This is a genomic window from Methylorubrum sp. B1-46, assembly GCF_021117295.1.
GTDB lineage: Bacteria > Pseudomonadota > Alphaproteobacteria > Rhizobiales > Beijerinckiaceae > Methylobacterium.
In genome coordinates this window covers 327,414-341,402 of sequence record NZ_CP088247.1, presented here as the reverse complement: position 1 = coordinate 341,402, position 13,989 = coordinate 327,414, and the positions used below count along the sequence as shown (strand labels likewise).

5 protein-coding genes are annotated in these 13,989 nt (G+C 64.0%); 4 read left to right on the top strand and 1 reads right to left on the bottom strand.

The window, feature by feature from the left end; translation table 11 throughout:
* Nucleotides 1–312: 312 nt before the first annotated feature.
* The 4 genes from LPC10_RS01575 to LPC10_RS25645 are packed head-to-tail and all read left to right on the top strand — an operon-like array spanning nucleotide 313 to nucleotide 13,119.
* Nucleotides 313–5,577, top strand: coding sequence for a DEAD/DEAH box helicase (locus LPC10_RS01575; RefSeq protein WP_231345142.1), 5,265 nt, complete (start codon nucleotides 313–315; stop codon nucleotides 5,575–5,577).
* On the top strand, nucleotides 5,574–8,333 hold the full coding sequence (locus tag LPC10_RS01570; RefSeq protein WP_231345141.1) for a DEAD/DEAH box helicase: 2,760 nt from the start codon (nucleotides 5,574–5,576) through the stop codon (nucleotides 8,331–8,333). Before LPC10_RS01575 ends, LPC10_RS01570 begins: the two co-directional genes overlap by 4 nt.
* A complete protein-coding gene (locus LPC10_RS01565; protein ID WP_231345140.1) occupies nucleotides 8,333–12,328 on the top strand; it encodes an N-6 DNA methylase in 3,996 nt (1,331 codons plus the stop codon). Before LPC10_RS01570 ends, LPC10_RS01565 begins: the two co-directional genes overlap by 1 nt.
* Nucleotides 12,328–13,119: an HNH endonuclease gene (locus LPC10_RS25645; protein ID WP_370644627.1), complete on the top strand. Its 792-nt coding sequence runs from the start codon at nucleotides 12,328–12,330 to the stop codon at nucleotides 13,117–13,119. The genes LPC10_RS01565 and LPC10_RS25645 overlap by 1 nt, the downstream gene beginning before the upstream one ends.
* On the opposite strand, the gene LPC10_RS01555 is transcribed toward LPC10_RS25645, so the two are convergent.
* Nucleotides 13,116–13,943, bottom strand: coding sequence for a hypothetical protein (locus tag LPC10_RS01555; protein ID WP_231346940.1), 828 nt, complete (start codon nucleotides 13,941–13,943; stop codon nucleotides 13,116–13,118). The two genes, LPC10_RS25645 and LPC10_RS01555, sit on opposite strands and share 4 nt — an antisense overlap.
* Nucleotides 13,944–13,989: the final 46 nt, after the last annotated feature.

The following is a 13,989-nucleotide window of genomic DNA, read 5'->3' as shown; positions in this document are numbered from 1 at the left end:
CGGTGCGCGCCACAGCCGCGCGAGCGCCGTCGATAGGTCAGCGCTTTCTCAGCAGATGACGAAGTGCGAGCACAAGCTCGCTGCAGCACTTCCTGGAGCGCGATTCGTGCCTTCGTGCCGCCGGTTTGGCTTGCCAGTAACGGAAGCTCTGATTGCCCTGTGGGCCACACTTGCCCGCTAACTGCCGTGGAAACCGTGGTTCACGGCCGACAGCCGAGCTTTCCGCTACCTGAATGCGAGCACCTAGGGTAGCGTCCCAGGCAGGGGTGGAATGGTCGGGCTTATCGGCCGTCATGCAGGGGACATGACACTGTGGATGCGTTCGGCCTCGACCAGACCCTGATCCGGGACTACGACGCGTTCGCGCGATCATTCAACAAGATCGCTGCCGATGACATCCGGACCGAGGTAGATCGTCTCTACGACAACAAAGCGTTCTGGCCGGATCCGCTGATCACGATCAACCCGCACTTCGCTCGCGGGGAGACGCTGGACGACCTCGTGAAGGACGATGTCCTCCACCCGCTCACGACGCATATCTTCCGAGAGCGTGGCCGGGTCCTCAAGCCGCACCTTCATCAGGTCGAGGCGCTGACGAAGGCCAAGGCCGGCAAGAGCTTCGTCGTCACGACCGGCACCGGATCGGGCAAGTCGCTCTGCTACTTCCTGCCGATCATCGACGAGGCGATCCGGGAGCGTCAAAAGCCCGACTTCAAGCCGCGTACTCGCGCCATCGTCGTCTATCCGATGAACGCACTGGCGAACTCGCAGTTCGAGGGCCTAACCGAGTTCCTGAACCAGTGCGGCATTCCGGAAGCGCAACGCCCGCGCGTGCGAATCTACACAGGCCAGGAGAGCCGCGAGAAGCGCGAGGAGGTCCGGGACAACCCGCCGGACATCCTGCTCACCAACTTCATGATGCTCGAACTGCTGCTGACGCGGCAGAGTGAGCTCGACGCCCAGGTGATAGGCAACGCCCGCGGCCTGCGCTGGATCGTGCTCGACGAGTTACACACTTATCGCGGGCGTCAGGGTGCTGATGTCGCCGTCCTAGTGCGGCGACTGCGCGACCAGCTGTGCCGCGGCCACAGCGAGCCCGTCTGCATTGGCACGTCGGCGACCATGGCGACGCCGGACCAGGGTAATTCGATCAAAGCGGTGGCTAAGGTGGCCAGCGACTTGTTCGGCGTGTCGGTCGAGACCGACTGCGTGATCGAGGAGACCCTTCAGCGCGCCACCGACGAGGATCTAACCGTCGCCAGCGTACAGAGTCAGCTCGCCGCCTGCATCCAGAACCCGGTGCCAACAAACGCGACCGATGCCGAACTGAAGATCCATCCGCTTGCCGTCTGGATCGAGCTGCGGATCGGGTTGGAGTACAAGCCTCAATTCAAGCGGCGTCCACCGATGACTTTAGTGGATGCAGCGAAAGACCTCTCCGATGAGACCGGGTGCGACGCGGAGCTGTGCGAGCAGCGTCTGCGCGAGATGCTCAGCCTGCTGGCGCGTCCCGGTGCGGAGCGCGGCGGCACAGGTTCCCGCGCGTTTCTGGCGTTCAAGCTGCACCGGTTCATCTCCGGTGCCGGCCTCGTCTACACGACCCTGCGCACCGCCGGCCCCACCGGCATCCGTCGCGTCACGCTGAAGGGTCAGACCCACCATCCGGACGACAAGACAGCTCTGCTGTTCTCGACCCACTTCTGTCGCGATTGCGGGCACGAATATCACCCGGTCATGCGCCTCGACGACGAGGACGGCGACCGCTTCGTCGCGCGCTCGATCGACGATCCGATCAACGAGCGGGAGACGGACGGCGGCATCGCCGGCTATCTCGTGCCCGAACCCGAAACAATCAACGAGTTCTTCCAGGGCGCTCTCGATGAGTACCCCGACGAGTGGGTCGAGCACACGCCACGCGGTTCACGACTGAAATCCACGCGCCGAAAGCAGCAGGTTGCGGCCGCCGTCGTCCTGCCGAACGGGCACGTCGACGCCGCCGGCCGCCAGGCCTGGTTCATTCCCGGCCGGTGGCGGTTCTGCCTGAACTGCAAGCTGGAAGCCCAGCCCGGAACCCGCGAGCAGAACAAGCTTGCCGGCCTGACCGCCGAGGGTCGCTCGTCCGCGACAACGCTCATCGTGAGCAGCCTCCTGCGCTTCATGCATCGTCCCGAGGCGAAGATCGCCGACGACAAGCGCAAGGTGCTGGGGTTCTCCGACAACCGCCAGGACGCGGCGCTTCAGGCAGGGCACTTCAATGACTTCATCTTCACGACGCTGCTGCGGGCCGCCGTCCTCTCGGCCGTGCAAGCCGCTGGCCCTGATGGTCTCGCCGAGGCCGAGTACGGCACGGCCGTGCAGAAGGCGCTTGGTTTCGAGGACAACAACGACGACCGCCGCCGCCACTGGATGCGCTCGCCCGATGCCATCGGCCCGTCCCGTGCGCGGGCGATCACCGATCTCACGCGCGTTCTCAGCCACCGTGTGTGGAGCGATCAGCGTCGCGGTTGGCGGTACACCAACCTGAACCTCGAAAACCTTCAGCTCATCCGGGCACACTACCCGGGGCTGGAAAGCTGCGCTGACGAAGGCCTCTTCAAGGATGCTTCGCTGCTACGCGGCCTCAAGCCAGATGAGCGGCGGCGGGTCTTCAACGCCCTGTTCGAGGTCATGCGCGGGGAACTCGCGGTCGAGAGCGACTTCCTAAAGAAGGCGACGACCGAGAGCCTGGGCCGGTCCTCGCGCGACAACCTGCGCGCGCCTTGGGCCATCTCGGAGCAGGAGGCAGTCTCCAACGCCGGGCTGCTGATCGTCCCGGAGGGGGCGGGCGGCAAGGCTCAGCCGAGTGGACGCGGGCCAGACAGCCGCCTGATCACGGCCGGGCCCAACAGCCGCGTCGGCAAGAAGCTACGGCACGGCCACCTCTGGGGTGGTCGACGCCTCACGGTCCACGAGTACAACGAACTTTTGGAGAGCGTCGTCCGGATCGCCAAGGCGCAGAACTGGGTCCGGGAGGTCTCAGGATACGGGATTACCGGCCTGCGGCTGCTGCCCTCCGCCATTCGGCTCGTCGCCGACGCTCCCAAGACGGACGTGAACACCTACTTCACGCGCCTCTACCGCGAGACCGCGAACATCCTCACAAGCGACGACGACAGCCTGCTCGGCTTCGAGAGCCGTGAGCATACGGCGCAGGTCGACAAGGATCTGCGGCTCTGGCGCGAGGCGCGGTTCCGCTGGGGCGATGCCGGCAAGCGCAACCTCGACGTGATGCGCGCGGATCAGACCAATCCGTTGGAAGCTGACTCCTTCCTGCCGGTGCTGTTCTGCTCGCCGACGATGGAGCTCGGCGTCGACATCTCGGTGCTGAACGCCGTCTACCTGCGGAACGCGCCGCCGACGCCGGCGAACTATGCGCAGCGTTCTGGGCGCGCCGGGCGCTCCGGCCAAGCCGCGCTCATCGTCACCTACTGCGCGGCCCAGAGCCCGCACGACCAATACTACTTCGCGAGGCGCGAGCAGCTCGTCGCCGGCTCCGTGCGACCGCCTGGCATCGATCTCGCCAATCGCGACCTGATCGAGGCGCACCTGAACGCCATCTGGCTGGCGAAAGCCGGAATCGACGGTCGGCTGCGGCAGGAATTGCCCGACGCCATCCCGGACATCCTCGACCTCGATACGCCAAAGCGCACGGTGCGCGCCGAGATCACCGACCGGCTCGCCAATCCAGATCGCGTGGTCGGCGTCGAGGACGACTTCGAGCGGATCCTGGGCAACATCCGCACCTCCATTTCGCCGGCCGTCCTAAACGACCCCGGCAGCGATTGGCTGAAGAACTCCAAGCCGTTTGTGGCCGATGTCGCCAAGACGGCGTCGCAGCGCTTCAATAATGCGTTCGGACGTTGGCGCGATCTCTACAACGCCGCCTTCGCGCAGATGGAGGAGGCCAGCCGACAGATCATGAAGCCTGGCCTGACGAAGCAGGCCCGCGATGCCGCCGAGCGCGCCTTGCGCATCGCCAACAGCCAGATTCGGCTGCTGGAGCACGGCGGCAAGTCGGACAATTCCGACTTCGCCTCGCACCGCTATCTCGCGACCGAGGGCTATCTGCCCGGCTACAATTTCCCGCGGCTGCCGCTCTACGCCTACGTGCCCGAGCAGGGCTCCACCGGACCGCGGGCCGCCTACCTCCAGCGGGCCCGCTTCCTGGCGATCGCCGAGTTCGGACCGGGCTCGCTGATCTACCACGAGGGCCGCGCCTTCAAGGTCGTTCGGGCCAAGATCCCACCAGATGTGCGCGACCCGCAGGGGATGCTGGCCGTGGGCAACCTCGCGGTTTGGCGCGTGTGCCGCACCTGCGGCGCGGGCCACGAGGGTGCCGGACAGAATCTGTGTCACGCCTGCGGCGCACAGATCGGTGGCAACGGTTCAAAACTCATCCAGAAGGTTCTGCGCATCGAGAACGTTGAGACGGTGCCGTCCGAGCGCATCACGGCGAATGAGGAAGCCCGCCGCGGTCGCGGGTTCGAGATCCAGACGACGTTCACGTGGGCCAAGCGAAACGGCCAGAGTGACGTCCTGACTGCGGTCGCCGAGGACGACGACGGCACCGTCCTGGATCTGACCTACGCTCCGCGCGCCCAGATAAGTCGGCTCAACCTCGGTCTCCGCAAGCGTAAGCCTGAGACAGGGTTTGGCTACCCGATCGATCCGCAGAATGGCCAATGGGTCGGGGCTGACCGCGAGCAGGACGATGACGATGCCGATCCGACAGAGCCCGATCGTCCCGGAGCCGTGCGCGTCGTACCCATCGTTCAGGACCACAAGAACGCGGCCCTGCTGAAGCTCTTCGGGCCGGAGGCCCAGGAGACCACGCTCGCCACATTTCAATACGCGATCGCCCGGGGCTTGAGCCTCGTCTTCCAGGTCGAGGAAGGCGAGATCGCCACCGAGGCTGTCCCGGACCGCCGGAAGCGCAAGGCGATCCTCGCCTACGAGTCCAGCGAGGGTGGTGCCGGTGTCCTCCGCCGCCTCGTCAGCGAACCCGAGCGCTTGGCCGAGGTCGCGCATCGCGCCCTAGAGGTCATGCACTTCACGCCGGAGAGCATCCAGGACGCGCTGATTACCCGCGACGCCTCAAAGTTGCAGGATCTTGACAACGCCTTCTGCGTGCGCGGCTGCTATCGCTGCCTGCTGTCGTACTACAACCAGATGGACCACGCCCTCATCGATCGAACGGACGAGAGCGCTCGCACGGCCCTCGTCCGCCTCGCGGCCGGTGTGATCCGGTCGACCTCCGTGGTGTGCACCGTTGCGCCTGCAGCGGCGAGCACGGAGACGTGGCCGCAGGCTATCGGTCGTTGGGGGCTGCCGCCGTGCGACGCCAAGCGGTTGAAGTTCGACGCTGACGGCATCCTAGACGTTTGGCGCAGCCACCACGTCGCGATCGCCTATGCGCCGCCGCCGCAGGACATCGTTGATGAACTCGAAGACGGCGGTTGGACTCTCGTGGTGCTCACCGGAGCCCCCGAGCAAGACCCGCCTTCCACCCTCTCGTCGCTGTTCAAGGTCGCGGCATGACCGTCCAGTTCTCCCCCGGCGACCTCGTACGTGCGCGCGGCCGGGAATGGGTCACGCTGCCCCACGACGATCCGGCTGCACTCCGCTTACGCCCGCTCTCCGGCACTGAGGCCGACGCGCTGACGATCCTGCCGGCTCTGGAGCGGGTGCCGGTCGAGGCTGCCCACTTCGTGCCGCCCGAGGTCGACGTGCGGGGCACGCAGGAAAGTGCCCGCCTTCTGGCAGAGGCGCTCCGCCTGTCCCTGCGTCGTGGCGCGGGCCCATTCCGCTCGTCAGCGCGCGTCAGCTTCGAGCCGCGCGCGTATCAACTCGTGCCGCTGCTGATGGCGATGCGCCTGTCCGTAGTACGCTTGCTCATCGCCGACGACGTCGGCATCGGCAAGACCATCGAGGCCGGCCTCATTCTCCGCGAACTCCTCGATCGCGGTGAGATCGAGCGCTTCTGCGTCTTGTGCCCGCCTCACCTTGTCGAGCAGTGGGTCGGCGAACTACGCGCCAAGTTCGACATTGAGGCTGTCGCCGTCACATCCGCGTCCGCGCCGCGCCTGGAGCGGAAGGTCGTCGGAACTCAGAGCCTGTTCGAGGTCCACCCCTTCACGGTCGTCAGCCTGGACTACATCAAGGCCGAGAAGCGCCGTGAGAGCTTCGCGGCCTCGTGTCCGCCCTGCGTCGTCGTCGACGAGGCTCACGCCTGCGTGGGTACCCACGGCAGCCGCCAGCGTCGCTATCGCCTGTTGCAGCGTCTCGCCAAGGACGCGGCGCGACATATGCTGCTTCTAACCGCGACCCCGCACAGCGGTGACGAGGAGGCCTTCGACCGGTTGCTGAAGCTGCTCGATGAGAGCTTCGCAATGGAAGGCCTCGACACCAATGCCGGCCGTATCGCCCTCGCGCGCCATTTCGTGCAGCGCCGCCGGAAGGATATTCTCGAGCAGAAGTGGGAAGCCGATCAGATCTTCCCGAAACACGAAAAGCTCGATCGCCCGTACTCGCTCGGCTCAGAACATGGAGCGTTTCACGACGCCGTTCTCGACTACTGCCTCGACCGCATCGAGGACGCGGGCGACGGCACGCACCGGCAGCGGCTCACGCTCTGGTCGACGTTGGCGCTGCTTCGCTGCGTCGGGTCATCGCCGGCGGCCGCCCTCAACGCGCTACGCAACCGCCAGGATGGTGATCCGGAGCGCCTGTCGATGCAGGTCCTCGACGAGGAGGATGAGGATACCGAGGCCGTCGACGCCGAGCCGAGCGCCTACCTCGGGACCGATCCGGCGCTCGCCAAGCTGATCCGGCAGGCGGAGGCTCTGGTCGAAAAGCCAGATCCCAAGCTCGCGATGATGATCAAGGAGCTCAAGCCCCTGATCGCCGCTGGCGCGAACCCGGTCGTGTTCTGCCGGTACATCGCCACGGCCGAGTATGTTGCTGCTGCGCTCCGCAAGACCTTCCCGGGCCTCGCCGTTGAGAGCGTCACTGGTCTGCTCGTACCGGACGATCGCCGCGACCGGGTCGAAGGCATGGCCGAGGAGCCGCAACGCCTCTTGGTCGCGACGGACTGTTTGTCCGAAGGCATCAACCTGCAGATGCTGTTCGACGCCGTCGTCCACTACGACCTGTCGTGGAACCCGACACGGCATCAGCAACGCGAAGGGCGTGTCGATCGCTTCGGCCAACCAGCGCCCCTGGTGAAGTCGATGCTGCTTTTCGGATCGGATAGCCTGATCGACAGCGCGGTCCTCAGCGTGATCCTGAGGAAGGCCGAGCGGATCCGGAAAGATCTCGGCGTCATCATCGCCCTGCCCGAGGATCGTCAGGTGATCTCCGGGGCGCTTCTGAACGCGATGTTGGAGCACCGCGGGCGACCTGGTGCGCAGAGACAGTTCGATCTGTTCGCCAAGGAAGCCGATGCCCTCTCAGCATCGTGGCGCGATGCCGAGGAGGGCGAGAAGCGCTCCCGCGCGCGCTACGCACAGAACGCCCTCAAGCCTGCCGAAGTGATGCCTGAATGGGAGAGCTGGCGCGCGATCATCGGCGGACCCGATCGGGTCGAACGGTTCGTCGCCCATGCCATGAACCACTTCAACACGGCGCTGGAGCCCGCACGCGGCGCGACGTACCGCGCCGATCTCGCCAAGCTGCCGCCGGCGATCACCGAGCGTCTGGACGCCAGTGGCGTCAGGGGCGAAGTGCGGATCAGCTTCGAGGCCAAAGCACCAGCCGGTGCCGTCACCGTCGGCCGGGCGCATCCGATCGCCGCGACCTTGGCCGAGAGTCTGCTGGAGACCGCGCTCGACCTCAAAAGCAATACCGGCTTCGAACTCGCCCGAACCGGTGTGTGGAGCACCAGCGCCGTCGAGGTCATGACGACGGTCGTGCTGGTCCGTCTGCGCCATAAGCTCACCGTACACGGACGATCGGATCGAATGCTGCTCGCAGAGGAAGCCGTCACCCTGGCCTTCGCGGGTGCGAGCGCGACGGCCATCGCGGACGGCGAGGCCGCACAGCAGTTGCTCGAGGCACCCGCCAGTGGCGATCTCGCCGAGACCGCACGCCACCGCCTGATCGAGCGGGGGCGCGAGCGCATCTTGAGCATGTCCATGCCCGCGATCGACGCCTACGCCATGCAGCGGGGCGAAGCGCTTGAGGCTGACCACCGCCGCGTCCGTGCCGCAGCCCAGGGCACGCCCCGGGTCACGGTCGAGCCAATCCTGCCTGCCGACATCGTCGGCCTCTACGTCCTCACGCCCGGAGATCTGTGATGGCTCGCCAGCCGAGACCCGCGGCGCGGACTCGTCGCGCGAAGCGCACCCCGGCGATCGTCTTCGACGCGATCACCCTGGAGGGTGGTCTGATCGCACCGGCGATGCTGACGCAGATTGCCCGCATCGAGGCCGACGAGCAGACCCCCGCCGATTACGGCGTCGCCCGCGGGCTGATCCTGCGCGACGAGATCGCGCGCGCATACCGGATCGCTCAGGCGCACTACGAGGACCTCACAGCCCATCCGGAGCCGTCGCTCGCCGCCACGCAACGTTTCACGGAAGCCCTTCTGCGCGACGTCCTGGGCTTCCGAGACCTCGTCCCGGTCGGGCGGCATGATCGCGATGGTGACATCTACCCGGTGACATTCGAGGGCCTCAGTGGACGCGTGCCGGTGGTGGTGGTCCCGCCATCTGACGGCATCGACCGCGTGTGCGCGAGCCTGACGGCGGCAGGGCGGCGTGGGTCCGCGGCCAGCGTAGTGCAAGACTGGCTCAACGCCGAAGACGCCGCCCTCTGGGGGATCGCCTGTTGCGGCACGCGTCTGCGCCTGCTGCGCGACAACCCCAGCCTAACCCGTCCCGCCTACATCGAGGCCGATCTCGACGCGATCTTCACGAACGAAGGCCGGGTCGACTTCGCCGTGCTCTGGCTGCTCCTGCACGAGACCCGCTTCGGCAAGCCGACCGATGCGATCACGGATTGCACCTTGGAGCGTTGGCGGCTCGCCGGACTGAAAGAGGGCGAGGTCGCCCGTGATCGCCTGCGCGATGGTGTCGAGGAAGCGCTCCTCGCCCTCGGGACCGGCTTCCTGAGCCACCCAGCCAATGGGGATTTGCGCAAATTCGTCGGGAGCGGCGTGATCCCAGCCCAGGCCTACTTCGAGCAGTGCCTACACCTCGTCTACCGCCTAATTTTCCTGTTCGTCGCCGAGGATCGCGATCTCTTGCATCCGAGGCAGACGGCAGCGATCAAGCGCCAACGCTACGCTCAAGGCTACAGCGTCGGTGCCCTGCGTCAGGCATCGATCCGACGCAGCGGGTACGACGCCTACAGCGACCGTTGGGAAGCCCTGAAAATCGTCTTCGAGGCGCTTACTGAGGGTCAGGAGGAACTCGGGCTTCCGCCACTCGCCGGCCTGTTCGTGTCGCAGCACATGGACGACCTCGAACAGAACGCCTTGAGCAACCGCGACCTGCTCAAAGCCATCTACCGCCTCGCCTGGCTGAAGACCGACGACGGCGTCATGCCGGTTAACTGGCGCGACATGCAGACCGAGGAGCTCGGCTCCGTCTACGAGAGCCTGCTCGAACTCACGCCGCGTATCACGGCGGACGGGCGAGAGATGCTCTTCGCCGAGGGCTTGGAGACGCGGGGGAACGCGCGCAAGACGACCGGCAGCTATTACACCCCTGACAGCTTGGTTCAGGTCCTTCTCGACACCACCATCGACCCAGTCATGGACCAGGCTGTCGCCGGTGCCGCCGATCCGGTTCGCGCTCTGCTCGGACTACGCGTGATCGATCCGGCCTGCGGGTCCGGGCACTTCCTGCTCGCCGCAGCGCGCCGATTGGCCGCCCGGGTCGCGCGAGCCCGGAACGATGGCGTCGCCTCGGCCGAGCAGTACCGAGACGCCGTGCGCGATGTCGTGCGTCAGTGCATCCATGGTGTCGATCGAAACCCTATGGCCGTCGACCTGACCAAGGTCGCGCTCTGGATCGAGTCCATCGAGCCCGGCAAACCGCTCGGCTTCCTCGACGGCAACATCGTCTGCGGTGACGCGCTCCTCGGCACGTTCGGCTACGGCGAGAAGCTCGACGCGGTTCTTGATGCCGGCATTCCTGAGGAGGCCTACAAGCCCTTGACCGGTGATGATCGGGATGCCTGCCGTCGGTTTGTTCTCGCCGAACGCGACGATCGCACCGGCGCGCTGAACCTCTTCGACCAGAAAGGCTGGAAGCTGCTCGAAGAGCATACGGCCGAACTGATCAGCACCTTCAAGGCGATGGCCGAGGACACGCCCGGCCAGATCAAGGAGCGCCAGGAACTCTGGATCAAGGCCATGAACGACCCCGGCCTCATCGCGAAGAAGCAAGCCGCGGATCTCTACCTTGGAGCCTTCCTGACCCGGAAGGGAGCGGGCGACGACCCCTACCAACGGACACTGGTGCCCCGCACGGCAGATATCATCCACGCTCTGCATCAGGGAAGCGTCAACGCCGAGATGCTGCGTGCCTGCCAGGAGCGCACAGAGGCTGCACGTGTGCTTCACTGGGGACTGACCTTCGGCGATGTGTTCGACCGTGGCGGCTTCGACGTGGTAATCGGTAACCCGCCATGGGAGCGCATCAAGCTGCAGGAACAGGAGTTCTTTGCAAGCCTCGATCCAGAGATTGCAGGCGCGCCGAACGCTGCGGCTCGGGAAGAGTTGATCGAAGAGACAAAGAAGGCAGCGCCCAACACGCGCAAACGCGCGATCTACGAGGCTTATGAGACTGCCAAACGGACATCAGAAGCGGCTTCGCTGTTCATGCGTTTGGCTGAAACAAGGCAGGGTCGCTTCCCATTGACTGGGCGAGGCGACGTCAACACATACGCATTATTCTCAGAGCTGTTTACTCAGCTTCTGTCAGCGAGGGGGCGCGCGGGAATAGTTGTTCCAACTGGAATTGCCACCGAGACTACAACGTCTTCTTTCTTCAATTATCTAACGGACAATCGAAAGTTGGCTGTGCTATTAGATTTCGAAAATAAGGAGGGCATATTCCCGGCCGTAGATAGCCGCTACAAGTTTAGTATCTTAGGCGTTGCAGGTCATATCGATATCACAAGATACGCCTTTTTTCTTACCAGAACGGAGCAGCTGTCCAGTTCAGAACGTCTCTTTTCATTATCATCTGACGACATTGCCCGCATCAATCCGAATACGAAAACTGCACCCGTTTTCCGGACGAAAATGGATGCCGAGATAACGAATAAGATTTATAAATCAACTCCCGTGCTATGGCGCGAATGCGATGGATCAAGCGTCAAATCGTGGAATTTCCGTATTCACACTCGGCTGTGGCATATGGCCGAAGACTCCCGGTGGTTCCGCAATCCGGCCCAGCTTGAGGCAGCAGGGTACAGCCCTGACGGCAACGCTTGGCGCTCTTCTGCTGAAGACGGCAGCCAGCAGTCTTGCTACGTCCCGTTGTACGAAGCCAAGATGATGCACCAGTATGATCACCGTTGGTACTCGTACGCCGACGTGAGCGAACAAGTACCAACTGCGAGTAGGAAAACTGACGCTTGTTACGAGCCGATCCCACGTTACTGGGTTCCAGAAGATGAGGTTGAGGCACGTCTCAATGAACAAAAATGGACGCGTGGCTGGTTGCTGGGGTGGCGGGATATCGCTCGTGCAACAGATGAGCGAACGGCCATTTTCAGCATCATGCCGCGGACTGCGGTTGGCCATACGTGCCCGCTGTTGTTCGTAGACGCCCCGGCAGCACACTGTGCGGCACTTTACGCCAATTTTAATTCACTCGTTTTCGACTTCGTCACGCGGACGAAAGTGGGTGGAACTCACCTAACTGTCGGGTGCCTCAAGCAGCTTCCTGTTCTAGATCCGACATTTTATCAGCCGGACGACATTGATTATATTGTACAGCGTGTTCTCGTACTCACTTATACCAGCCACTCTATGAGACCGTTCGCGCAGGATCTCGGATACGACGGCGAGCCATTCGCCTGGGACGATGATGCGCGTGCGATCCTGCGGGCTGGACTCGACGCGTGGTACGCACGAGCGTACGGATTAAGCCGAGATGAGCTTATCTATGTTCTCGATCCCGCTGAAGCAAAAGGTGCCGATCACCCCTCTGAAACGTTCCGCGTACTCAAGAACAACGACCTATCGCGCCACAGGGCCTATCGTACCAGAGACCTCGTCATTCGGGCCTACGATCAACTTGCTGACGGCAAGTTGGGGCTGATCGCTGCTGAGTGATGTCAGTCGATCATCCCAATTATAATTCGGCTGCGATATGGATCGATATCCGGCAGGCTGCTTACAGGAACGGGTTTCACAGAGGCCTTGATCAGCCTATGATTCAAGACGGCTGGTACCTTCTGCGCTCTGCGACAACACCTTTCCAAGTCCACGTCGCTGCTCACGGTGAAGGCGGGCCATGGGTTTTGTCGTTCAGCGAACCGCGCATCGATGGAGCGATCCTCCCAGGCACCGACTACACCGGTCCTATGCCAGGGCGGAGTGGCCGCGCGCTCGGCAGCCTTGTCGATCTCGGAGACGCTCTTTCTCGAATCTACCACCTCGTTATCGAGCAACTACCGCCATCAGCCTACCAGGAATTTTTGGACGCGGCCCAATCAATGCCTGCGACGACCGACGCTGAAAGGTTGGCCATCGTCCGTACAGCGCAAGGCATCTTTCGACAGCATCTGGACAGATACTGGAACCAGACCTGTGCGATCACAGGGGTGCAGGACCGAGGCCTACTTCGGGCTTCTCACATCAAGCCTTGGGCCGCATCGAACGACTACGAGAGGGTCGACGTCTGCAACGGTCTCTTACTCTCGGCTCTGTGGGACGCTGCCTTCGATCAAGGTCTCGTCAGCTTCAGCGACGATGGCAATCTCCTTGTAAGCCCGAAGCTATCAGACCGAGCGACGGCTGTCCTAACCGATGGGCGGCCGGTCACGGTGTCAGTCAGTGCGGGGCATGCCCCGTATCTCAAGGACCACCGTCTACGGCACGGTTTCGCAGAGCTGGATTTCTAGACCCACTTGCCCGAATGCGGGTGACGCGTACCCAACATGTACACGCCGCTGTGAACATCGATGAGGCTCCAGCCGGGGAGGCCGGCGCAGAGATCCGCTAGGTGCTTGTTGTTCTCATACAGGGACCCGGGCTCAAACGCCTGGTCATCCAATTCGCTGCCGGACGGGGGATCCTTGAGAAGCCCAGCCTTGTGCAGCATCTGCAGGCCCTTGAAGATCGGGCCACCAGGCGGCAGCATAGGCCTCGGTTCGGTCTGTAGGGCAGCCAGTGACGGTTGAGCGAACAGCGCGGCCATGAACATCGCCGTCGCGTTCCAGCTGCCGATGTAGCGCGGCCGATCTGACCCGGTGAGGATCGGGGAGATCCAGCGCTGCTGCGCGGTGTCCAGGCGATCCAGGGTGCTCGGTAATGTCTTCGGAAGGATGACGCGGGCAAAGAGATAATGAGCCCCACGCAGCGACTGTTCGATGGGCTCCGGACCACGCTCCATGTGGAACGACTTCGCCGCGGCGAGATCACCGCTGTTCCAGTTCGCGAGCACGCCGGCCACTGCGCCTGTAAAGTCCACATCCAAGCGCGCCAAGTGTCCCCACGAGAGACCGATCGCGAAGCAGAGGTGCCAAGGGTTCGCATCCGGGTAGGCTGCAAGGTGAGCCTGCGCTTCCGCATGCGCGAGCATATTGAGGCTCTTGCCGTTTGCCCGCAGCACCTCGAGGACCTTGCCACGCGGGGGACCACCACGAGCGCCCCCGCCTAGCTCACACAGACGCAGGAACTCGCGCTGCGTGTCGTTGATCGGCTTCGGGAACCCTTTCGTATCCATCACGTCTGCCCGGCACCTGAGGTTGTCCTTTCCAGGACTCCTACCG